The organism is Legionella antarctica (assembly GCF_011764505.1).
Classification (GTDB): domain Bacteria; phylum Pseudomonadota; class Gammaproteobacteria; order Legionellales; family Legionellaceae; genus Legionella; species Legionella antarctica.
The window spans coordinates 2227352-2250966 of record NZ_AP022839.1; the positions used below are offsets into that span (position 1 = coordinate 2227352).

A 23615-nucleotide genomic window follows, 5' to 3' on the forward strand; every position below is an offset into this window, starting at 1 on the left:
TATATATTGATACTCAAGCTGCTGCAGAACTTATTTGTGAGCGAAATTCTTCGAGCTCTTCTACATGAGCTTTAAGCTTTAAACACTTCGGCGGACGAAACAATCCATGTCGATAGTTTGCTTTAATTGTTGTAGCCTCTATTTCTCCACCTGGTTCAATATCAGGTGTTTTATTGTGATTAATAATGGTATTTTTTAGATCAACAGTGACTTTAGCAACAGATTGACTTATTGATGCAAGTTCTTCCTGTAAACTGTTTTGTAATTGTTGATATTCCTGATCACTGATTTGCTTTAAACGACTTAAAACAACTAATGGAGCTTGTTGGTAACTAAGATCATTATTACTATGGATATCGTACCATTCCAGACAAAGCTGGTGTCTTTTAATTCTATTTTCTTTTCTGCGTTCAATATCTTCCTGACTCAGAAGCCCTTGCTCGCGTTTCGCGCTATAAACCTGTTCAAGCGCATCACAGTTCTTTATTCCCTCGATATAAAAAATTCTCACTTTAGAGGCATTTTCCATAGAACCAAATGCGCCTAGCATTCTTGCATTAACCTGAAACTCAGGAATTTCAAAAAAACCACCGTAATATCGCTCACGTACATTTTTATATAGTTCATTTTTAATGGAAACATACTTGGTAGCGAGTCCTAAACCAATTATTAAAGCAGGAATAAAAGCTGCTGTAAAAGCTAATTCAGGTAAAGCCAAAGGAGCTAAAATAACTGCAATTAAAATAATAAAAGCAACAATAATAAGGATTGGCATAATGGTTCTGAACGATTTCCAATAAGGATTTTTTTCATAAAAGGCGATGTCCTTGTATTCTTCATATAAGGGCAATAAAGGACTCAACAAATTGGTCAATATAGATCGAGTTTCAGCAATTTGTTCATGATGTCGCGCATAGTTATATAGGTCGAGTATGGCTAAAAAAGAACTTTCATTTTGGGTAGAAAAGCTGGTGGCCTGGATGAACCCATGAGCAACGGCCATCTTACTTATAAATTCATTGACTTGATTAACAGTTTGGTTATTCCATAAATAGGACAGTGACTGCATTAAATCTGCGGCCACTCCATTTGGCTGCATTTCCCATTTTTTTCCATGAATTAATTGTACTTGTTTTACTATGTGCTTATGCAGTTTATTTTCATAATGTTTAAACCACCCATCCAAATTTAAGGTAGTTTTATCATGAAACGCCTTAAGAACTGCCTGAGCTATTCGATTAGCATGTTTTTTGTTGAACGCTTCAAGATTCATAAAGTCAATTTCAATTTCGCTCATTTGCTGCATGCAAAAATACAGTAAATCCGCCAACAGTTCCTCATCAACTCGTGCTAGTTCTTCCGTTATCTCTTCTGCAACCAAATACCTGGATTGTAGCTGATGGATGACGGGTTCCTCTGCTTTAAACTTACGGTAATTCAACAAGGGAAAAAATCTACTTAATTGTGTTGCATGCTCCAGTAAAGAACAACGCTGTTGCTCTAGTTGATTCTGGTGAATTCTTTTCTGGTGGTCTTCAATAGTTTCTCTAAGGGAGGTCATATTCGGATTTTGAAGAAACTCAGTGCTCCAAAGCTGAATCGCCTCATCCCTTTCTGTTTGCAGTTGATCTATATAATCTTCATGAGAGGCATAAGTACCGTTTATTTTTGACCATAAACTCAAATTATCCCTATCTTGTTTTTCTTTCTCAATTTGGGGATTCAGTTGAGTAAGAGTCGCGACTAATTTTCTTGAAAACTCAGCATTGGAGAGCAACTGCTGCTGTGATTCTGATAATAACTGAAACTCTTCTATCTCTTGGGCTAGTACTGCATGAGTAATGTGCATAAGAATAGTTTGATATTCAACAGTGGAATTAATTGCTTCTAGTAACTCTTTTTTCTGTAGCTCCAATTGAATTTGGAAATCTCGTTTCCTTTGTTCTGCCGATCCGGTCAGCTTATGCCAAAATCCTGATGATGCTCTTAACGCGTCAGATGAGGTTAAGATACTCTGAACTACTTGAGAAAATTTTTTCCCTGGGATAGAGTCTTCAAAAACTGCTCTTGTTTTTTCAGATAAAGATTCGTAACCCGCTATAATCAAGGCAGAAGTCAACAAAAAAGTCATACAATGCATTACCTTAGGTTTAGACAGGAACCTTTTTTACCACAGAAAGATTAACGTTTTATTAACACGTAGATTACAATTAATACACATTGACACTAAGTGTATAAATTAGTAGCAATTCTTTTTTTTGAATAATTTATCTACACAACGCACTTTAAATATTCTCTTTTTTATATTATAATGCCATCTGTTTTATATGGGATAGGATAGATGATTCTTTTTAGCGAAGTTGTTTTCTTCTAGGGAAATCATTTGTTCTTATTCTTTAATATAAGGATTCACACGTGCCCGCTATCTCAGAGAATAAATACCTGCAATTAGTTTTAGACAATCTAATTACTTCCCATGAAACTGAGATAAACTATACACCCATTGAAGTTGAACTTGATCCCAAACAAATATCAAAAAAAGACATTGATACCCTGCTGGCGTTTATTACCGAGCCGCGTAAGCGCCTCTTTATTTTTAAAATCCCGGGCGATGATTCCACCACTAATAGACTCACTTTTACTGCACGTCGTTCCGTGCTTGATAAAGCAGCTGAAACAATTTTAGAAAGTACCTCCAGTCAGCCGAAAATCAACCCGTTGAAACAAGCTTTGAATAATGGTTCTTCATCTATTCGAGCCGCCATCCAAATTCAAAAAAGCTTCGTTGTACCCAAACAAGCCATTAGGGTAAACAATACGCAAGAAGAGCAGATTGAACAAATGGCGAACCCGGATTTAGTACTTATCCCAATCGAGCTTCCAGAACTGCCAACCTTAACAAAGCAACTGAAGGTTCTGGGTATTCATGCGTTACAGGACTGTGCCGAACTTAAAATCAAAGAACATCCTGATGTTTTCACGGACGGTATTATCCCCCGTAATTTGCCCAAGGGATTTTACATTGATGAAGAAAAACAGGCGCTGTGCTATACCAATACTCCACGCAGACTACCATCTGCTTTAGCACCCACGCTAGAAAAGACGGAGCAAATAAGACTGCCCTCAGTGGAACAAACCCAAGCACTGTTACCTTCAATTCCTATACAGCTATTAAACTCTCAATTCTCCAGATCTCAGAAAAATGCTTTAATTCGTGTCTTGCCTGCTCATTCAGCTGAAATCAGAAGTTTTCTTAATTTACTCAAGCCAGCAGAGATTGAATTCATCGTACCACTGCTCTCAAAACTATTTATTTTAGGAGGTGAAGCACACGCCAGTTTATTTGCCAGACTCCTTAATAACTGCCTAAACAAACGAATAAGTCTTGATTTTCTAAAAAATCCGGAGTTCCAAAACGCATTTTTCAGTACCCGTGGGATTAAAAATCTTCAGAAATTAGCTCATCTCCCTGCGGAACAGAGGGAGTGGTGGAATACCTTGGTTATGGCTCATCTGAGTAATGACCAGCATCATTTTGATTTTAATGCTTTTTTTGAAGCTTATACCCAAATATTCCTTCCCCGGATTGCGGAAAAAAACCTGACTCTCCCCAATCCATGCCCTATTCAACATCAAGGTCATCTACTTATAACTTTAAACCGTGTACTGGATGTGTTGGAACATGCTGAGAACCCGCAAGAACAATGTTTGTCTCTTGCAAACCTCAATTGGGGGGCTACCGGAGTACATTATGCCATGTCTAAAAAGCCTGAGTCGGGGCGTTTTAAACAAGTGGCTTCCTGCATGGAACTTGAAAACGAGAAAGACCTCATAACCAATCCTGAAATAATTTATCAGGACCTGGAGAACGAAAACCTCATTCTAAGCCCTTGGTTATTTCGCTACATAGGTCAACATTGGAAGGCAGAAATCAGATTAACAGTTATCCAGGAACAACTCAAAAAAATCCAGGAACTCCCTTGGCCCCAAGTACAAAAAAATCAATTAATTTTTATTTTAACAACGACTTTTTCGCATCAATCTACTCTTACAGCGGAACAATGGAAAAATAGCCTGACTAGTTCCATTAGCCTTCTTCAATCGCTAAATCAAAGTGATCGCAGTGATTTACTGCAGGGATTATCTCGCTGCTTTCAATTCAAGCCACATCCCTCGCTTGCACAAATGCAAAAATTAGTTGAGAAATGCATTGAGCTCAAATCTGCATTTCCAGAGAAATGCTTCAAAAATGAACTCATTAAGCCACTAACTTCCTGTTTGGAACAAGAAGGTTATGAATTGTTAAATACGCTGCAAGAGCGCATTCAAAAAACAGACAGTACTCCCGAAGAAAATCTATATTCTCTTACCGCTATTGTTTCCTATACGACAATAATACATAACAATCGCCAGGACCTGCATGCTGACTTCATCAAATTATTAGCGAAACTTGATGAACCGAAATTAAGCCAAACAAGTGTAGACAAGTTACTAACATCTTTTAAAACATTACAAACAAAAAAAGGTGATGCTTTTTATAGCCTTGTATTAAATACCCTAAGTCAAATTAATATTTCCAAATCCCAACCATTACCCAATATTGAAAACATTCAAAACCAACTGGCTACTCTTTCGGAATTACCTGAGATCATACCCGTTGACCATACGACTGTTGAAAAAAAGGAGGCCTGGTTAAAAAATCTCATTATTGATAAAAATCTCTTTCCAGGTTGTGTTCTTGGTAATGGGGATATTTCCAAACTTGATGATCTTATTGTCGATGCTCTGGTTGATGCAGTTAAAAAGCGCAGTGCAGCACTAAAAGTAGAAAAATTAAAAAATGCGTTACAAAGAAATCTACAAAATTTCATTGTACCTCAGCAACTGAGAGACCAACTAGACCTTGAACTAATGCCTCTGTTTGATGCCTTAAATAATCTTGTTCTTTTGCTGCAAACCCCTAACCCTAAGTTTCATGAAGTCATCGAAAAGTTTCACTACTTTGAAGAGAAAAAACCCGCATTGCTTGATGGAGTATACGGAGTAGGCATTCTAGGGCGATCTAGAGGCGAGTATCTTTTAAGTTTTCTCCTCACAGGAAAGAAAAAAGATACGGACGACATGACTGGAGCAGCATTTTCTACTGTTTTAAATCAGCTGCATGGTTTATTTGTCCGGGAAATGAACGCCTTTTTTGATAATCCACAAAATAAAGCGGCTGTTAAAGATTTGGATGTTAAAACCAGTCTTGGCTGGATGGCTTCCTTCAATGAGACACATTCACTTACATTTTTATTTAAAGAAGAGCTGGTGCAGAAAAAAGTCTTACCTGCTCTGAAAAAAACCTTACAACAACTTAATACGCAAGACCCTGACTTTGAAAAAAGCATCCTTGATGCAGCTGCGGAACTGCCTGAAAATCAACCTGCAGATCAAGCTCTTCAGAATTACAAAACAAAAATAGAAGCAATCGCCAACTATCTTAATTTGCTTATTGATATAAAAGATCGACTCCCGGAACAATTCAATACACTCTATAAACAACTTAATACCGGTGCTTTAGCTCGCATTAATTACACTCAAAAACAAATCCTGGTTAGTAAATTAATCGAGGCTAAGCCGGATTCTTTAGATCTGTATATAAGATTAATCACCCAAGCTCTGGAAGAAAGTCCTGAGGCAGATAATCTCGCTATTGCTCGTTCAATTAATGGTTTGGTAACCCTATTTAATTTATCGGATATTGAGCCAGAAACTGAAATTATGTTTTTTAAAATGAGCATGGCCCATAATTTAAAAAATCCAAGTCCTTTTCCGCTTGCAGCCTTAAATGAATTAAAAAAATCGGACCTTCCTGAAGAAATGAAGTCCAGTATAATCAAACAACTTATTCAGATTTTAAGTCGCATGCCTCAATCTGATTCTCCAGAGCTTGTGAGTGGTTTAGTACAACAAATCCAATTGTTCTTAACTCATAACCAGGATCAGGCGTCACTTTGTGTTGCCCTGTTAAAACGAGTCTCTCGAGGAAATCTCACTCAAGATTTAAACGCTTACCCTAATATTTTGCAACAAATGAATACACTGGGTGCAGAAAATAAAGAAAAGCTGGCTAGTATTTTAACTGGATTAGCCCTTAGTAAAAAAGACGACACCGTTAATTTATCGGTGTTATTGGAAATTACCAAAGGTTTGGTACGCCGATCTTCTGCTGATATAGATCAGGTCTTGAAATTATTTAGTACCCCACCATACCCAATTGCTCAAAACCTCAACTCAGCTTTACTCGCCCATGATTCGGAAAAACTCGAAGCCTATTGTTTAAGTTTCGATACAAACCCATTTGCAAAAACAGGTGAAAACAGAGAGCTGGAAAAACACTTTGCAACAGATAGAATACAAGATGCACTGTTAAGCTTAACGGATTTGATCGACGAAATAGAATTACCGCATGCCCTCCGGCTAAAACTTGCTAAACAATTAACGTTCATTGAAATTTTAGGCTATACCGATCCGTTAAATCCTAATGATTTCAAGAAATTAAAAAAACTAACTGCTGTTTCACGTCACGAGTTAAAAGATCGAGTTTGTACCTTACTTGAACAAATACGCTCCAAAAAAGTTCTTCCAGACCAGCTGGAAGTAACCCAGTTGGAGCTATTAGCCTATCTTCGAGAGATCTATTTCCGTACAACAGGTTTATTTCCCAATACGACTCAAATGCTTGTCCTCTTATTGGCTCTGCAAGACCCTTCCTCTAATTTACTGATGCGCATCAAGACTGGAGAAGGAAAAAGTATCAACACTCCGATGCTGTCCGTTTTGCAATGGACGCAAGGTGGCACTGTGGATCAGTGCACTGCCAACCCAACCTTGCTGATTAGAGACTATGAGAATAATTGCGAACCCTTCTTTAAGTTTTTGGGTATTGATTCGGCTCTGATTCAAAGTGATAGTGCTCCTGAAGAATACAGGCTCAACGGTATTAATTGTTTTACTATTGAAGATATGGCTATTTTCCGGCTGATAGCTAAAGAGTCTAAAAAAGAATCTTTAATTCAAAATGATGGTCCGATTCATGTAGTTTTAGATGAATGTGATAATGCACTTCTTGATCAACTAATACTTTATAAACTAGTTGCCGAGAATGATCTGTCCGAAGGTACAGAACACAATTCAGCCCAATGGATTTATCCGCTGGCTTATCAATTTATTAACCTGGCTGCTTTTCGTAATACCGATCCCTCTTTTGGGCCAGTCTGGGATGAAGATGAGGATCTGGAGCAATTCAGACTATTCCTAAACAAGGAAATCAACGAAAAATTTCATGGTGATGCCGAAAAGCAAAACTTCTTGATGGCGGCCAGCAATACCCAACTCATGCAGTGGATCCATGCCAGTTGTATCGCAGCAACCCAGTTTGAAAACAAACGATTTATTGTACAACCAATCAAAGTAAAAGACGAAACAGGCAATGACATCACTAAAAAAATAGTTTGTGTACCGCTCATGCGTAGTACTCCAAAAACCGGCTCCATTTTTACCGAGGGCGTACAACAAGCTTTGCAAGCTCGATTGATGGCAGAGCGTCCTGATCAAGCTCATCACTTTGTAATTGATGCTGATCCCCCTGTGCTTGCCAGTATATCCTCTCGGGGTTTAATGAAATTTTATCAAAACACTCAAGGGCGACTGATTGGGATTTCTGCAACACCGGGCGATAATCTGGAACTAAAAAGTTTAGCCACCCAAATAGGCACTCAGGCAATTGGTGTAGCACCCTATGCCGGCGACAAACGGACAATGCATCCACCAGTCTTCACTTTTTCTCGCCAAGAGACTATCAGTTCCATATGCAGTGCAATTGACAGGCTTAAGCTTCCTGTTACTAATCCCAGGATGGAACTTAATGCAGATGTAGCAATTCAAACTTTTGAAGAGCGAGAAGCATTTATCGCTCAAACAAATAAGGCAGTTGATGAATGGAGCCTGAGTCAAACCCAACCTATTCTCATTATTAATGAGGATTTTAGTGATGCTACAGACATTGAAGCAAATTTGGAAACATATAAAAGAGAAGGGTTCAAAATACAGGTTGTAACAGGGAAAGAAACTCAGGAAGAACTCCAGCACATTATTAAACAAGCAGGTCGCCCAAATACCATCACTGTGGGTACTGCGATGCTTGCAACAGGTATTGATATCAATACAGGTGATCATCCTCGTGGACTAATTGTGATTCAACCGTACACGGACACTGAGAGGATGACGACCCAAATAGCAGGACGTGCCGCTCGAAACGGAAAACCTGGTGAATGGCTTCCTATTTACCAAATCGAACCACCTAAAACCATTTTTGCAAAAATACTGTATTATATTTTTCCCTGGTATCGGCAAAGCATTCATGAACACGCCGTAGAAAATGCACGCAACAAAATCAAATTACAAGCTACAATTGATCGAATTTACACCCAATCTATTGATGAAATTCAACAAACCCTAATGCAACAAATTCTAGCTTGGGAAAGCTTACTCCTGGAGCTGTACCCCACTGATTACAAACTTCAGTTAGAGTTGTATCAATGGCGTGAAACTATTCTAAGTGAGCTCACTCGTTCACAAGAAACGAGCCTTTCTCAAGGTACACTTGAATCAAGCATCACTCAATTCAAACACTCAGCGTGCAGACTGTGGGAAACGCTTAGAGAAGAAAAGTGGGCTGCAAGAGCAGGTAAAGCCACTAATCTTACTGAAGAGCAAAATATAAAGCTCAATTATTTAAAACAATCAGATTTACCCCGGGAATTAGACGTTCAAGCAGTCCTGCAGCAAAAAAAGAAGTCTTTCACTGCTGGGGCAAAAGCTTTAATGCATCAAAACCTGGAAACGATGATTTTGGACAAAGCAGGGGTAGCTTTAGAGTATACCAATCCAACAGATGAAGAGAAGAAGGACCTGAAACTGGCTCAGTGCAAACAGCTTTTACCCAATTTTATTGGTTCCTTTTGCGCGGTTTACCCTCAGGCTATTAATCAACTCATTCCCCGAGATACGAGTCAAACCTCATCGTTTTTACCGGAAATGGTAACCTCAATAATCAAGAAAGTCATTGAGCAAAAAAATCGAGCATTTGGTAAAGAGGAACAACACCAGATTTCTCAAACCGTTATTAAGTTTTTTCAAAACGAATTGGCAAACGCTGATAGCCAAAAAATCAAGTTGCTTCTGGAACAAGTCAAACCATTACTTCTTCTTCACAGCGAGAAGTTAAATAAAGAATCTCTGGTGAACCAGTTCAAAATGCAAGGATTAGTCCTTACTTTTTGCACTCTTTACCAGAATTTGGAGCTACCTGAAGATCCTCAATTAACTGTTCTAAAGTCAAGTTATAGTGATGAAATCATGCAAAAACTCTCCCTGCGCCTGCTTGAGGAACTGGCATGGGTAAAACAGACACCTCAACCCGTACACGCCTATTTTGAGCGCAGTGTAGCTAAAGAAGCTGCCCATGCCATTTATGATCTGGCAGAGGCAGTAAGTGGATCACCAAACGATGCTGAACGAATTCAAGCGCTCTATGCCGGACTTCAGAAACACCGTGTCAGTTTAAAAGACAAATATCTATTTTCTATAGGACACTCCACTCCTCGTAGCGTGATAAATCAGGCACTTGATGCAATTGATTCATTAAATAATGCACCTCATTGTGAGCAAAGTTTCAGAGTCATTTGTCATGACAATACACTTGCAGAATATCATCTTGCCCAATTTCGTGACTGCTTGGAGCAGACATCACCAAATACAACACCCGATCCGGTTTGGCAGCATTTGAAAACTGCACTCCTGGGAATAAGCAACAGAAACAATCAAAGCTCTCTTATTCAAGAATTACATGCTGCAGTAGAACGCTTTGGAGCCTATGAAGCATACCACCCATACAAAAAACAACTTAAAGCGTTGCACCATCAACTGACTCAATCTATGGAGATCTTAAATAAAACTGACGGGCTCAAGCAAGATGTGAAAGACATTCTCTTTGAACAAAAAACGGTTCAAATAGCTGATTTAATGCACGTTGATGCAAATCAGGTTTGCATTCAAAGTGGTACAGATGGCCTACACTCTTTTATTGAATTACAAGTCGAAAACGCCCCCCTGAAAGAGGGGTTTACAGGGTATCAATCTTCCTTTTTTCCAAAAATAGAGACTGGAAAAAGCATGCAAACGTTTAGAAAATCCACTTTTGAAACAAACAAACAAGCTCTTGTGGGTTTATCAGATTTACACGTCATAGAAACGCTTCCACCAGTAAAACGTGCTACATTTGAGAAGTTATTCAAATTGAAAGCATTGTTAAATCTTGATTGGAGTAACGGTTTAGATAGCGATTTGCATGGTGAACTGCCAGAGTGCATTCAATCCAGAATGAACAACATAGAACAACTTAAGCAGTGGAACTGGACATTGGAACCCGTAGATATTGCCCAACTTACCAATATTTTGGATACCCCTCCTGAACAAAGCTTTATGTTACAACTGGAAAATCAATCTACTTTAAACAGGGATCTTCTGCAAATAAAAGCTAGAGCAGCAGATGCAAACAAAGCTGTAGCAGATCAAAAAGATAAGATAGATGCAATAGAAACTTCAATCAAAACAAAAGAGACCCGAATACAACAGCCTGATTGTAGTTATTTTGAAATAATGTCTTTAAATGCTCAAATTTTAGCTCAAAAGGCTCAGCTTTTGTACCTTAAGAGGCAAATTTCTGGCCCCATTGGAATTTATAATAAAATTATAATAGAAGAGGTTAAGTGTCAAGAAGGGTTAAATGGAATTAATCTGTCACTTGATAGTCAAAGAAAAGTATATATTTCCATCCTCACAGATAAGACCAAACAAGCATTAGATACTCATCTACAGGATAAAAGTAAAGAATATATCGTTGAGATGGAGGAAGAATTTCAAGCAACTGATACAACTCTTGCAACAATAGAAAAAACAGAATTGAAAAAATCCCGGTACCAAACCTGCCGCTTTTTCAATTTGGATGGTCTATTAAGTTTTGAAGCACGATTAGCCCATGAAGAAGAACGCATACCCCAAAGTGTAACACCACAACACCTAAGAAATTTAAGCGGTTCTCAAGAAGGAAAGACAGAGGATTATAACCACGAGCAGGAAAATAGCTGGGTCTTTGAGTGAGAAAAAAGCGGGAGAATAGTCAATTTTACAGACATCCCGGGTGAAAGTGTGATCTTTCACCCGGGATGTTGTTAATATAAACGAGGCTTATGACTACAACTCTCCTCGTAACAAAAAAGTAAATACAGGTGAAATAAGATTACTTTTAATAAATTCCTTTATTCCTTCAACAGATCTCGTGTGGACTGTTGATAGGAATTAAAAAAATCATCCATAACTACAGTAGCTGTATTATTCACTGTTGAAAGAGTTGCTGTTTTTTTAAGAACCCCTGCTTTAAATTGCCAGCCTGGAGGTAATCTTAACTTTAGTGCAAGCTGAGAAAGTGATGCTTCTTTTTGTGGGGATATTTGTTGACTATAGGATTGCATCACAAAAATATGGCCTTTACTGTCTATAAGTTCATAAACAGGTTTACCAGCCTCATAAATCCAGGTTGTACGTCGTTTAATATTTCGCGTTTGGTAAGGCACATTTGCGGAAAAAAAATCATTAGGACTAATCATAATTTCACCTGCCTGGCGCAGAGTTAAACCGCTAAACGTCTCTGTAGAAGGGCTGCCTAAAGCGGTGCTTTTCATACCATCCATCATCCAGTAACGAGGTCCGTTCAAACGAATAAAAAAAGAGTTTGTCGTTTCCTTTATCTGTACAACTGTTATTTTTCGCCAAATGTTTGGGGGGCAATCGTTTAAGCCAAATGTGCTGTATACAAAGATTTGTGTCGGTTTTTTGAATAAAATGATCTCACAATACCGTTTACCCCTTGTATTAGACAGTTCTGTTGCTTGAGAAAAATTCGGAATAATGAGTAAGAAAGAAAAAAAAGAGAACAAGAAAGTACTCAATTTAATTGATTTAAACAACAAAGCGAAGTTGCAACGCATTGGTTAGCTCCTTAAATTCTTTCATATTAACTATAGAGCATTTAACATAAAATGTACCATAGCTTAACCCAACGAAAGTAAAAAAATCATCTTATTATGTTATGACGGCAACCCCAAACTCGGTGTATCATATCTGCTCCGGAACTATATTTATCCAAGGAGTGAAGAAATGCTTCGTTTTTTTCCAGCCCATAAAGAGCCCGACCGAAATAAAAATTTTTTCCAGAATTACTCTGATCATCTCAATTATCTGCAGGTTAAATTTCAAAAAATCTGGGACGATTTTCAGGAGAAAGCCACCTTCGACCAAAAATTGGACTTTATAGGGGAGCAAGCATTAGAGCGATTAACATGTATCCTGTCAGAATCGCCGGGTAAGTGTCTGCCACTGAGTCCGGATTAATCCGAGCCGCGCGCGTCAGCAAGCGGAATTCTTTAAAAATATTCAAAATACCTATTGACACGGTTTTTCTGTAAAACTGATGTTTTTCCATATCAAACGTAAGTCATGCAATATGCATGCCCTAAGATCCCCAAGATCACAATGTAGCCCCTTTCACTAATAAAACATCTCCCTCCTGAGGTCAGATTTTTTCTTAGCCCTTAGTGGCGTTAAAACTCGAAAAATGCGTTCAAAAAAAGTCATGTTATGATTGCCGTATCAGCATTAGTAACGCAGTGGTAGATGATGAAACGCCAAGAAATCAAACAAGTTTTAGATGAGTTAACAAAAGATATCGATAGTCTTGCCGACAAAAAGGCCGTGACTATCATTAAGGTATTGGTTAATTTGGTCGAAATGCTTGCCGAAGAAAATGCTTTGCTCAGAGAGGAAAACCAAGTATTACGTGATGAGATAAACCGCCTTAAGGGTGAACAGGGCAAACCTAATATTCGCGGTCAATCCAAAGGTAGCAATGGCGATAATACAGGCAATTCCAATCATTCATCTGAAGGAGATCGCAATAAACGTGGTAAAGGGAACAATAAAAACACAGGCAAAGACAAAAAAAACGTACGTATTGATAGACGTGTTACGATTGCTCTGGACAAAGCAACGCTGCCAGATGACGCCAAGTTCAAGGGTTTTGAGATTCGAATCATCCAGGATCTAAAAATCATCACGGATAATGTTGAATTCAAGCTGGAAACGTATTACTCACCATCTTTGAAAAAAACCTTTATTGCGCCGATTCCTGGCGAATATAAGGGCAGTGAATTTGGTCCTGGGGTTAAAGCGCTGGTCATCACATTATACCGTGATGCAGGGATGACGGAGAGCGCCATTGAGCGCTTTTTAAAAACATGTGGTATTCAAATATCACATGGTAAAATTGCTTCCATGCTGACAGAAGGCAATGATATTTTTCATCAGGAAAAAGAAGATATTGTCGATGCCGGTAGCAACGCAGGCTTGTACCAGCAGATGGATGACACAGGCAGTCGTGTTAACGGCAAAAATCACTACACCCATGTTTTATGTAATGACTTTTTTACAGCATACTTCACTCGTCGTAAAAAAGATCGCTTGACCTTATTGGAGTTGCTGTGTCGAGACCAATTAAAGTTTATGTTTAATCAGGAGGCTTATGAGTTAATGGATGAGTTTGGTCTCGCAAAAAAATGGTTGGATCAAATTAAACCAATGCTGCATGCACAACCCCTCACACGTGAATCAATCGATAGTTTGATGGGAACACTTTTTCCAAATCCAAAAAAACACAGCACGAATCGACGCATAATTCTTGAGTCAGCAGCTCTTGCCTATTATCAGCACTCGAAATACTTCATCCATTATTTAATGACAGATGATGCGCCTCAGTTTAATAAATTGGCCCTACATCATGCGCTGTGCTGGATCCATGAAGGTCGTCATTATAAAAAACTCACTCCATTCTCAGATATGAATCAGAATATATTGGCTGTATTTCTTGAGCAATTATGGGATTTCTACCATGCATTATTGACTTACAAGACGGCTCCATCTCAATCAATGGCCCAACAACTATCAATGCAATTTGATACTTTGTTCGCAACCACGACAGGCTATGATGTTTTAGATCAACGCATTGCAAAGACACGTGCTAAAAAACAAGCGTTATTATTGGTGTTAGACCATCCATTTCTGCCATTGCACAACAATGCCTCTGAATTAGGGACACGGTTTCAAGCAAGGATACGCGACATCAATCTCCAAACGGTCTCCCAAAATGGCACCAAATCAAAGGATACGTTTGCCACGATTGTACAGACGGCCAGAAAACTGAAAGTTAACGTTTATCAGTATATTTACGATAGGGTGACTAAAAAATTTGAAATGCCATCATTGGCTGAATTAATCTTACTTAAAGTGCGGCAGGTTCCATGCACCACATAAGCATCTCGAGATAATTCCGCTTGCTGACGCGCGCGGCTCGGATTAGTCCGGGCTCAGTGGCAGACACTTACCCGGCGATTCTGACAGGATACATCATATTGTATTTAAAAAGAACTCAGATTAAAAGGTTACTTAATATACTTGATGTATTGTCTAAATATAGTCCTACATATGTTTGGCAGCAACTCATTAGTGGTGTATTAATTATCGCGGACTGGCAAACAAATATTTTACAATCAGGTAAGCAGCGTGTTTATCTAACTATCGTACTTTTCACCATTGCTCTGTGCTTGGTTGTAACCAGTGCTACTCAACATGCGATTCAAATTAAACTGCCCCAACCTTCTGTTTCCTGGCTGCCCATGTTTTTATTTTCCTGGATCTTTGTATCTGCAATATATACCATTTGGGTTGACACTTATTTAAGAGGGCTAATTTTTTTAGGAATGTTTGGTTTAGGTGTCGCATTGTTGTTTTTGGTAAATGGGGCTCCCGATGTTGCAATGACGCAAGTATTGGTCGAAACCTTAATTGTCATTATTGTGGTGCTTAATTTATACCGTCAGCCCCACTTGCCAAATATAGTAACTGAAGAAAAGAAAGTGTGTCTGATAAATATGACCATTGCCATCAGCATTGGAATATCGATCACATTACTATTGCTTACAATTACTCATCAAAACTTCGATCCGGAGATAGGGGATTACTTTCTAAAGAATAGCGTTAGTCTTGCGCATGGACGTAACGTTGTGAATGCTATTCTGGTTGATTTTCGTGCATTAGATACCCTGGGAGAGGTTATTGTGGTTGCTACAGCATCACTCGGTATTTATGGACTTTTAAGACCACATAAAAAAGGTAAAAAGCGATGAAGTCACTTATTCTTAGGACTGCATCAAATTTTTTACTCGTTATCACGTTACTCTTTTCGATCTGGGTATTATTTAGAGGACACAATTCTCCTGGTGGTGGCTTTATTGCTGGATTAATTGCAGCCAGCGGTTTCGCGTTATATTTATTGGCACACGGAGCGCAGGCATTGCGTGGGATAATTAGGGTAAAATTATCTTTGTTATTAGCATCAGGATTCATATTTGGGCTGACTAGCGGATTAATCGCTTTATTGCAAAATAAGAATTTTTTAACAGGGATCTGGATTAATACAAAATATATTCATGGACAAATTGGTTCACCCATTTTATTCGATATAGGTGTTTACCTGGTAGTATTAGGAAGTATATTGGTCATGATACTGGCCCTGGAGGAGTCCATATGACCGACATGATTTGCTGGCTAATTGGAAGCTTGATTAGCATTAGTATCTATCTGATCTTAAGTCCGCAAATTATGCGCTGGTTGTTTGGTATAGTCATTTTAAGCTCTACAATTAATTTAGTAATTTTTGTTGCTGGACGCTTGTTTTCTCAAAATCCTGCGTTTATTCCTGTGGGAGCGCAAGCTTCTGATGCCCAATTAGCTAATCCGTTACCACAGGCACTTATTCTCACAGCAATTGTAATTAGTTTTGGATTGCTAGCTTTTGCCCTGGTACTTGTACGCAAAGTTTGGCGCACGTTTGATACCACCAATTCCGATTTGTTAGGCTATTCGGATGGCAATCACTCCAAGACTGTGAAGGATAAGTCATGAGTTGGTTACCTCTTTTACCATTATTAACATGCTTTATTGTTATAATATTGAATTGCCTGTTTTTGCGAAATTCATTTTTACAAAAGTCCTTTCATCTTATAGGCGCAACTTTATTGTTAGTGGTCACGGGCTTACTTTTTTACGTTGTCTCTTTTCAAGAGATATTAGTTGTTCAACTAGGCGGATATAAAGCACCATTTGGTATCTCTTTTGTAATTGATAGACTAAGTGCCATTATGTTGCTCATTACTGGAATCATTGGATTTTGTGTCTCGATATATGCTATTCATGATATTAAAATCATGCATCAAAAATCAGGATTCTATCTTGCCTATTGGATACTATTAATGGGTTTATGCGGGGCTTTTTCAACCGGTGATTTATTTAATTTTTATGTCTGGTTTGAAGTAATGTTGATTGCCTCATTTGTTTTATTAGTATTAGGTAATCATAAAAAGCAATTAGACGGTGCAATGAAGTATGTAAGTTTGAATCTTGTTGCAACCATCTTAATGTTGTTAGCAATTGCTATGCTTTATGCAATGGTAGGTACGCTTAACATGGCTGATTTGGGGCTGAAGCTTAAAGCATACCCTTTAACAGGCACAGTAACAACTGTTGTACTTTTACTGGTAATAGCATTTGCCATTAAGTCGGCGTTATTCCCGTTGTTTTTTTGGCTCCCGGCATCCTATCATACAACGAATGTCACAACTGCTGCTATTTTTGCAGGCATGCTGACTAAAGCGGGCGTGTATGCACTGATACGCTTGACAACCCTCATTCTCCCAGATAGTCACTATATTTTATCACTATTATTATTTATTGCCGGCCTTACCATGTTAACCGGCGTATTAGGTGCAGCATCGGAGTTCCATTTCCGACGCCTGTTGTCTTTTCATATCATTAGCCAAATTGGCTATATGGTAATGGGGCTCGGAATTTATACTCCCTTTGCTTTGGCCGGCACAATATTTTACATTGTTCACCATATTATCGTTAAAACCAATTTATTTTTAATTAGTGGTATTTGCTCCAAAATTGGAAAAACAGCAGATATTCGTAAACTGGGAGGCTTTTATAAGCAGTATCCATATTTGGCAATACTTTTTTTTATTCCTGCCTTTTCCTTAGCCGGAATGCCCCCTTTATCTGGATTCTGGGGAAAGTTAATCTTATTAAAAGCAGCTTTACACTCATCTCATTATATTATTACAGTCATCGCACTTCTGGTCAGCCTATTAACCCTGTACTCAATGACTAAGATCTGGACGCAAGTGTTTTGGAAAGAACAATCATCGCACACGCTGTCCCCGGAGTCATTTGGTAATATTAAATTATTCGTTATTCTCTCCCCTGTTATTATTCTTGCAGTGATGACCCTTACTATTGGTCTCTTTCCACAACCAGTTTTTAAAATAATGCTGCAAGCAGCTGAACAGATATCCCATCCAGAATGGTATATACATGCTGTGCTAGGAGTTGAATAAGAATGAATGATCTACTCATAAAATTTATCCTGATTATAAAGTTTATGCTTATTTTTATTTGGCAAGTTTTAATTGCAAATCTTCGCGTAGCACATGACGTTATCACCCCGCGTTATCGAGCAAACCCAGGTGTTATTGCAATTCCTCTGGATTGTAAAACTGATATCGAAATTACTTTACTGGCTATTATTATATCCCTTACACCTGGCACATTGGCATTAGATGTCTCTACTGATAAGAAAAAATTATATATTCATGCGATGTTTATTACAGATAAAGATAAACTAATTGCTGAAATAAAAAATCATTTTGAGAAACCTATAATGAGGATATTAACATGAGCATTCAGGTATCGCATATAACATGGTATCTTTCTTTATCACTCGTCATGCTGTCTGTAGTTTTTTGCTTTATTCGAATAATTATTGGCCCAATTTTACCTGATCGTGTGATTGCATTAGACCTAACAGCAAATTTATTAATTTCATTTATCGCCATATACAGCGTCATTACAAATCAACCTGTCTACATTGACGTTGTTATAGCTCTGGCGCTTATCATTTTTCTTACAACAGTTGCATTTGCAAATTTAATTGCATGGCAATCTTATAATAAAAAAGAACATAAAAAGGAGATATAATGAACATATTAAATGCAATTTTCATGTTATTTGGCTCATTATTTATATTAATTGCTGCAATTGGAATAGTGCGCATGCCGGATCTTTTAATGCGTATGCATGCGGCAACTAAAGCAGGCACTCTAGGCACAGGGCTCATATTGATTGGAGTAATTTTTCATTTTCAAAAATGGAATGTCACAATTGAAGCATTACTTACAATTCTATTTATTTTTCTTACCGCACCAATTGCATCACACTTATTAGCAAGAGCCGCTTATTTTCGTGGAATTAAACTAGCACAAATCACAATAACCGATGAGTTAAAAGGTAATTACGATCGTAACATGTCGTAACTGTCACGTGCAAAAACGAGGGGACTTCGACATCGTAAGACTTGCTTTGACAAGGTCTCACTCGACTTAGCCGTCCAAGTACCTGCTTTATGACTGTCAACGAACCTTAGTCGCGGAAATTCTCATATTGCAAGGGCAACTCGATGTCCGATTTTTTTAACAAGGCGATAATTTCCTGAAGATCATCACGCTTTTTCCCTGTTACGCGAATCTTGTCTCCTTGAATGGATGCTTGAACTTTAGCTTTTGTATCTTTAATGTATTTTATTATTTCTTTGGCGGCAGGTTGATCAATACCTTGCTTAAATGTCATAGTTAATGAATAAAATTTACCACTATGTACTGGCTCATCCTCCATATCCACACCTGATGTACTCAGATTGCGTTTAGTACAATGATTACGAAACAAATCTTCTAGCTGTCTTACCTGGAAATCAGATTCAGAACGCAAGGTCACAGTAAGCTCTTTTAATAAAATGGTAGCTTCTACACCTCGAAAATCAAAACGAGTACTGACCTCACGTACAGCATTTTCTACCGCATTGCGCAATTCAACTTCATCCGTTTCAGAAACTATATCAAAAGATGGCATAACGAACCCATTAAAATCAAAAGTATAATTTAACAAAAAACATGGCTATGGGGAAGAAACCATCCATGATCGATCTAAAAAAGTCACTCAAGCTGATATGTTGCTTAATCTAAAAAAGAATGTTATCAAATAAATTGATGTAAATATCAACTAGTTGATTAGAGAAATCATTACTCGGTAGTAAATGGACCCACTGCCAGACAATAAACATCCTCACAGGATTCATTTTCTCAAGGAGTGAGAATATGGTAAGAAACAAAAATGAACATCAAGCTTCCTATAGACCTCTACCCCACAAAAACCGCTTTTGGCTTTATTCTGAACATTGTTATACCGAAGAAGATTTAGCGTTACGAGAATGGATTCTAAAAATTCGAGCAAACTCAGGAATTGATGAGGATTATTTAACCAATCCAAGCTCCTGGTTTACTGAGGATCAACAGGCTCTGATCAATGTATATGAGAATGCGTGGTTTTACTCCAGTGCATTTAAAACCCGCCACGTGTTATCCCGTGATGATTTTCACGTTCAACCAGTTGACAGCCAACGCCTTCAATGGCCTGCCTTATATGATTTGATGCAAAATGTTGGTGATTATCTCCTGATAAGAAATCAGGATTTGCCACCGGAACATTTGAATCAACCGATGAACTATGTCCTGCTTGATATTAATTTTATATTAAAAGGACTAAGCCAGAACTCCAACATTGAGCAAGTTAAAGAACAGTTAGAAATATTGACTCGATATGTACGTACTATTGAAAAAAATAGTTCACCCACTGTTGGTTCGGATCGTTTGTTTATGGCTAATTTTCGCCGAATAATTGATGATAACATCACCCCTCAGTTAACTTATTTTATGGATACACAATTACTCAAAGAACGGTTTAACGAACTCTCAAAAACCATTAAAAAAGCGTCCACTGAACGCAACCGGATATTACATTTTGCTCTTAATATAAATTCGGTGAATCCTCACCCTTATGATTTCTCAACAGCAGCTCCTGCAGACTCGAGTGCCTATCCCACTCAAATAGCAAAAAACTGTGGTAGCAGTAATAATGAACTATCTACCGAAATTACATCAATCTTGCGATTAACCGTGGAACAACTAAAAGCCTGTCCTAATTTCAATTTAATTTCCATGGATGAAGAAATTTTAAGTCATTATGCAAAAGCAGTATCTGATCTAAATGAATTGGACCGGTTTCAAAACGTTATTTCCCAAGTGATGGTTTTATTGAATCAAGCAGGTGAAGTCTATACCGTCTATCAATTCAAAGAACAAATGTTACATTTACTCAATCAAATTGAAGGATTTATTGATAACTCTTCCCTTCATGTCGAAGCAATTATCCATGCCAATACCCAAGCATATCATAAGGCTATTGAGGTAGAGCAAAACTTATCTCTCTGGCAGAAATGGCTGACTACAGAACAAGATAAATTAACCACCTTTATTAAAAATCAAGATACCTTAGCGCAATTTCCATCCACTAATTCTGATTTGTCCAAAACAAATAAGGTATTGAAAGGTCAAGTTAATGAAGTGATCAGTCATTTAAACCAATCCAAAACAAGAAAAATAACCTTTGATAGTCTTGCTGAACAAGCACAAGAGCTTAATAAGTTAATGCTATCAATGCATCAATGGATTAAAATTCAGTATGAAATTAAAGGCATTGAACCGCCAAAACTTCCAGAACCGCTTAAACTAGTACCACGTGTCATGGGTCACGATTACTAGCCCACCCTCTGGCCACTCAAAGTAGCCCACTTAGGGTAAATTTTTTTAACTCACTTGTCATCTACTAAATTAAATTTCGGTATAAATTTTTTCCTGTATGACTCCCCATCAAGAACAATTCGATAAGCTTTATTTACGATACGATCTAATGCTGCGTTTGCCATAACCGGATCATAAAATAGCTCCATCCATCCTTCTATTTTACGGTTAGTAGTTATAATTAGCATAGAGTTTACATGGATAGCTGCTATTAAATCATACAGATCAGTGGACTGTTCTGGCGATAATGCTTTCAGCCCGAAGTCATCTAAAATAAGCACATCGTATCGTGAGTAACGTTTAAAAAGCGCAGTCCATGTTTCATCCGCTCTTGCTTGGTGGAACTGATTTAACAGTTCATTCGCTCTTATAAAGCAGACTTTTTTATGTCGTTGACATGCCATTAGACCCAGGGCTTGAGCCAGGTGAGTCTTTCCGGTGCCAACAGGTCCCATGATGATGACATGGTTTTTTTCTTTGATAAACTTCCCTGTCATCAGGGTGCGGATGGCTTGTGTGACTTGTGTTGAATATCGAGCCAGTTCAAAATTTTCAAAACACTGAGGCTCCTCAAATCGAGCTTGCCTTACACGCCCAGCAAGCAATTTTTGTTGACGAGCCTCATCCTCATCCTGAAACAACATTGAGAGCAACTCTTCATAAGAGAGGGACGCTGCGCGAGCCTGTTCTACTCTTGCTAGCAGTGTGTCTGGGATCCCTGTCAAACGTAGTTTTTTTGCAAGCTCTAACATATTGATATCACTCATAATGAGCCTCCATCGTTGAGCTGTAATCACTTGCTGCGCGAATATAGGCAAAGTTCTCATGATTGGCCGAGCGCTTAGTGGAGAATGTTCTCGTGTCTTTTTTATCCAGGCCTTCCGTGAGGATTTTTTTCAATGATTGATGAGTATAATTATCAAATAAAATCGCGCGTAAACATGCATTTTCAAGGCGCTCATTACCGTATTCCTCAACCAAGCGGATGATAGCCTGGGCTTTTCTTAAGCTCGTTCTAGAGCCTTCAGCCAGTACCTTTGTGACCATTTCCTCCGTTGCCTGACCAATTGCTTTGGCCGCTTCAATACAAACGCCAGCAGTATTTTCTAAGTAATACTTTGCAGAATTATGGTAGTCATTGGGATCCGTTTCCCACTGTCCACGCCCGTAGTTACGAATATGGGTCTTAATCAAAGCATGATTCACATAGGCCTGAACGGTCTTCAAGCCAACTCTAATTTTAACCTTTGTCCCGATATGTATCGTTGGCACAGAATAAAAATTACCAGCAACAACAAAATGATGGTCACGATGAACTTGAGCATCCATCCAAATGGGCATATCAAAAGCGCCTGCTGGCAGTGGGTTTAATAAATTAAATTCTTCATTTTTAAATACGTCAATTGGCTTTTCACCAGTGGTACTGCAGATGACGTGCGATACCTTATTAGCGCACCAATCACGTGCAAAGGCGTTCATCGAGGCCAAATCATCATAGGTTATCCCCGCGATAACCTGTTCTTTTACCAATTGAACACTACGCTCAACCTTCCCCTTGTGCTCGGGCGTTCGAGCCTTCGCCGGATCGGCTATAAAGTCATAAAAGCGAGATAACTCTGCATAGGTTTCATTGACCGTTGGATCATAAATATGTGCTTTAATAATTCCCGATTTCAAATTGTCTAAAAGAATGCAGTTGGGCACGCCTCCAAAAAAATGAAAGGCATTGATATGGCTTTGCGCCCATGATTGCTGATTTTGAGAATGTACAAACTCAACATATCGATACCGACTATGTGATAACGTCATAATAAAAGCGTATGTTTTTTTATTATTGATAAACCCAACAAACGCATAGTCAACTTGTGCTTCATGCCCAGGCTTTGTTAACAAATGTACCGTAGCCTTAGGCAACGAGGGGAAATGACGTTCAATATAACGACTAAGACTTCTTCGACTGCTAACAAGACCATTATCGCTTAAAATTCGGTGTATCTGCATATGGGTAATCCACTTCTCAGTGAGGAGTGATGCTATTTTTTCGTGATGCGCCTCAAGTTCTTTTTCTGATTTATTGGGTCTGTTGTTGGCTGTAGTATTAACGATTTTATTATGTATCTGCAAAGCGATAACTTCGAGCTCATCATTGGAAATATCCTCCTGATAACCCAAATCCTTGGCCATTGAAACGTACTTGCGTATGCTCATTCGTGAAACGCTTAGAGACTTTTCAATATTGCGTTGAGTCATCCCTTTTTTGTGCTGATATAGCACCTCTCTAATTTCTGCCATTGTTTTAATCCTCATCTCATAACAAATCCGTTAGTTATTGGTAATGACCAAACTAACACTGTTTATTTGCTACTCAAAGTGGGACTCAGAGATGGCCATGGAGTGGGCCATTAATCGTGGCCAAACCCGACCTTTAGTGGGCTAGTAATCGTGGCCCATGACACCACGTTCTAAAGCACGACTAAAAACCGTTACCAACTCATCTCCTCCCCCCATTACTTTCTTCACAGCGAGTACAGATTCTTTTGGTGTTCTTCAATCATCTCCTGCAATTTGCCTAACAAATAATAGTGAATGTTCAATAGAATCGATCCAACTTGAGTCCACACAAAATGGACTCTTATATCTAGGGCTGATTAA

The 23615-nt window shown here is 38.4% G+C and carries 15 protein-coding genes; 10 read left to right on the forward strand and 5 right to left on the reverse strand.

The genetic code is table 11. The annotated features are described in order from the left end of the window. Window positions 1-13: 13 nt before the first annotated feature. Window positions 14-2131 carry a hypothetical protein gene (locus HRS36_RS10605; protein ID WP_173237289.1) on the reverse strand — a complete coding sequence of 706 codons (2118 nt, stop codon included), beginning with the start codon at window positions 2129-2131 and terminating at the stop codon, window positions 14-16. 284 nt (window positions 2132-2415) lie between these two features. Here HRS36_RS10605 and HRS36_RS10610 point away from each other — a divergent pair, with 284 nt between their 5' ends. After that, window positions 2416-11205 (forward strand): helicase-related protein, encoded by an 8790-nt coding sequence (locus HRS36_RS10610; RefSeq protein ID WP_173237290.1) that lies wholly within the window; start codon window positions 2416-2418, stop codon window positions 11203-11205. 158 nt (window positions 11206-11363) lie between these two features. Here HRS36_RS10610 and HRS36_RS10615 read toward each other — a convergent pair whose 3' ends face one another. Next, window positions 11364-12092 (reverse strand): hypothetical protein, encoded by a 729-nt coding sequence (locus tag HRS36_RS10615; protein WP_173237291.1) that lies wholly within the window; start codon window positions 12090-12092, stop codon window positions 11364-11366. A 685-nt stretch (window positions 12093-12777) separates the two neighbouring features. Here HRS36_RS10615 and HRS36_RS10620 point away from each other — a divergent pair. Genes HRS36_RS10620 through mnhG form a run of 8 tightly spaced genes read left to right on the forward strand, consistent with a single transcriptional unit; the run spans window position 12778 to window position 18584 of the window. Next, window positions 12778-14469, forward strand: coding sequence for an IS66 family transposase (locus tag HRS36_RS10620; protein ID WP_173235423.1), 1692 nt, complete (start codon window positions 12778-12780; stop codon window positions 14467-14469). Window positions 14470-14525: 56 nt separating this feature from the next. Further along, window positions 14526-15341: a hydrogen gas-evolving membrane-bound hydrogenase subunit E gene (gene mbhE / locus HRS36_RS10625; RefSeq protein ID WP_226905455.1), complete on the forward strand. Its 816-nt coding sequence runs from the start codon at window positions 14526-14528 to the stop codon at window positions 15339-15341. Next, entirely contained in the window at window positions 15338-15745 is a 408-nt protein-coding gene (locus HRS36_RS10630; protein ID WP_173237293.1) for a Na+/H+ antiporter subunit B, read from the forward strand. Before mbhE ends, HRS36_RS10630 begins: the two co-directional genes overlap by 4 nt. Beyond that, window positions 15742-16119, forward strand: a complete 378-nt coding sequence (locus HRS36_RS10635; RefSeq protein WP_173237294.1) for an NADH-quinone oxidoreductase subunit K — start codon at window positions 15742-15744, stop codon at window positions 16117-16119. The genes HRS36_RS10630 and HRS36_RS10635 overlap by 4 nt, the downstream gene beginning before the upstream one ends. Then, entirely contained in the window at window positions 16116-17609 is a 1494-nt protein-coding gene (locus tag HRS36_RS10640; RefSeq protein ID WP_173237295.1) for a proton-conducting transporter transmembrane domain-containing protein, read from the forward strand. The genes HRS36_RS10635 and HRS36_RS10640 overlap by 4 nt, the downstream gene beginning before the upstream one ends. A gap of 2 nt (window positions 17610-17611) precedes the next feature. After that, window positions 17612-17950 (forward strand): Na+/H+ antiporter subunit E, encoded by a 339-nt coding sequence (locus HRS36_RS10645; protein ID WP_173237296.1) that lies wholly within the window; start codon window positions 17612-17614, stop codon window positions 17948-17950. Beyond that, on the forward strand, window positions 17947-18249 hold the full coding sequence (locus tag HRS36_RS10650; protein ID WP_173237297.1) for a monovalent cation/H+ antiporter complex subunit F: 303 nt from the start codon (window positions 17947-17949) through the stop codon (window positions 18247-18249). Before HRS36_RS10645 ends, HRS36_RS10650 begins: the two co-directional genes overlap by 4 nt. Then, window positions 18249-18584 (forward strand): monovalent cation/H(+) antiporter subunit G, encoded by a 336-nt coding sequence (mnhG, locus tag HRS36_RS10655; protein ID WP_173237298.1) that lies wholly within the window; start codon window positions 18249-18251, stop codon window positions 18582-18584. The genes HRS36_RS10650 and mnhG overlap by 1 nt, the downstream gene beginning before the upstream one ends. A gap of 106 nt (window positions 18585-18690) precedes the next feature. On the opposite strand, the gene HRS36_RS10660 is transcribed toward mnhG, so the two are convergent. Next, window positions 18691-19176 (reverse strand): YajQ family cyclic di-GMP-binding protein, encoded by a 486-nt coding sequence (locus HRS36_RS10660; protein ID WP_173237299.1) that lies wholly within the window; start codon window positions 19174-19176, stop codon window positions 18691-18693. 245 nt (window positions 19177-19421) lie between these two features. Between HRS36_RS10660 and HRS36_RS10665 the strand changes: the two genes are divergently transcribed. Continuing rightward, window positions 19422-20924, forward strand: a complete 1503-nt coding sequence (locus tag HRS36_RS10665; protein WP_173237300.1) for a hypothetical protein — start codon at window positions 19422-19424, stop codon at window positions 20922-20924. Between the two features lie 50 nt (window positions 20925-20974). On the opposite strand, the gene istB is transcribed toward HRS36_RS10665, so the two are convergent. Next, window positions 20975-21730, reverse strand: coding sequence for an IS21-like element helper ATPase IstB (istB, locus tag HRS36_RS10670; RefSeq protein ID WP_173235440.1), 756 nt, complete (start codon window positions 21728-21730; stop codon window positions 20975-20977). Continuing rightward, a complete protein-coding gene (gene istA / locus HRS36_RS10675; protein WP_173235442.1) occupies window positions 21723-23270 on the reverse strand; it encodes an IS21 family transposase in 1548 nt (515 codons plus the stop codon). Before istA ends, istB begins: the two co-directional genes overlap by 8 nt. Window positions 23271-23615: the final 345 nt, after the last annotated feature.

Coding starts and splice junctions, on each gene's coding strand:
- HRS36_RS10605 (WP_173237289.1), bottom strand. CDS start 2,131: ATGACTTTTTTGTTGACTTCTGCCTTGATTATAGCGGGTTACGAATCT.
- HRS36_RS10615 (WP_173237291.1), bottom strand. CDS start 12,092: ATGCGTTGCAACTTCGCTTTGTTGTTTAAATCAATTAAATTGAGTACT.
- HRS36_RS10620 (WP_173235423.1), top strand. CDS start 12,778: ATGATGAAACGCCAAGAAATCAAACAAGTTTTAGATGAGTTAACAAAA.
- HRS36_RS10630 (WP_173237293.1), top strand. CDS start 15,338: ATGAAGTCACTTATTCTTAGGACTGCATCAAATTTTTTACTCGTTATC.
- HRS36_RS10635 (WP_173237294.1), top strand. CDS start 15,742: ATGACCGACATGATTTGCTGGCTAATTGGAAGCTTGATTAGCATTAGT.
- HRS36_RS10640 (WP_173237295.1), top strand. CDS start 16,116: ATGAGTTGGTTACCTCTTTTACCATTATTAACATGCTTTATTGTTATA.
- HRS36_RS10645 (WP_173237296.1), top strand. CDS start 17,612: ATGAATGATCTACTCATAAAATTTATCCTGATTATAAAGTTTATGCTT.
- HRS36_RS10650 (WP_173237297.1), top strand. CDS start 17,947: ATGAGCATTCAGGTATCGCATATAACATGGTATCTTTCTTTATCACTC.
- mnhG (WP_173237298.1), top strand. CDS start 18,249: ATGAACATATTAAATGCAATTTTCATGTTATTTGGCTCATTATTTATA.
- HRS36_RS10660 (WP_173237299.1), bottom strand. CDS start 19,176: ATGCCATCTTTTGATATAGTTTCTGAAACGGATGAAGTTGAATTGCGC.
- HRS36_RS10665 (WP_173237300.1), top strand. CDS start 19,422: ATGGTAAGAAACAAAAATGAACATCAAGCTTCCTATAGACCTCTACCC.
- istB (WP_173235440.1), bottom strand. CDS start 21,730: ATGAGTGATATCAATATGTTAGAGCTTGCAAAAAAACTACGTTTGACA.
- istA (WP_173235442.1), bottom strand. CDS start 23,270: ATGAGGATTAAAACAATGGCAGAAATTAGAGAGGTGCTATATCAGCAC.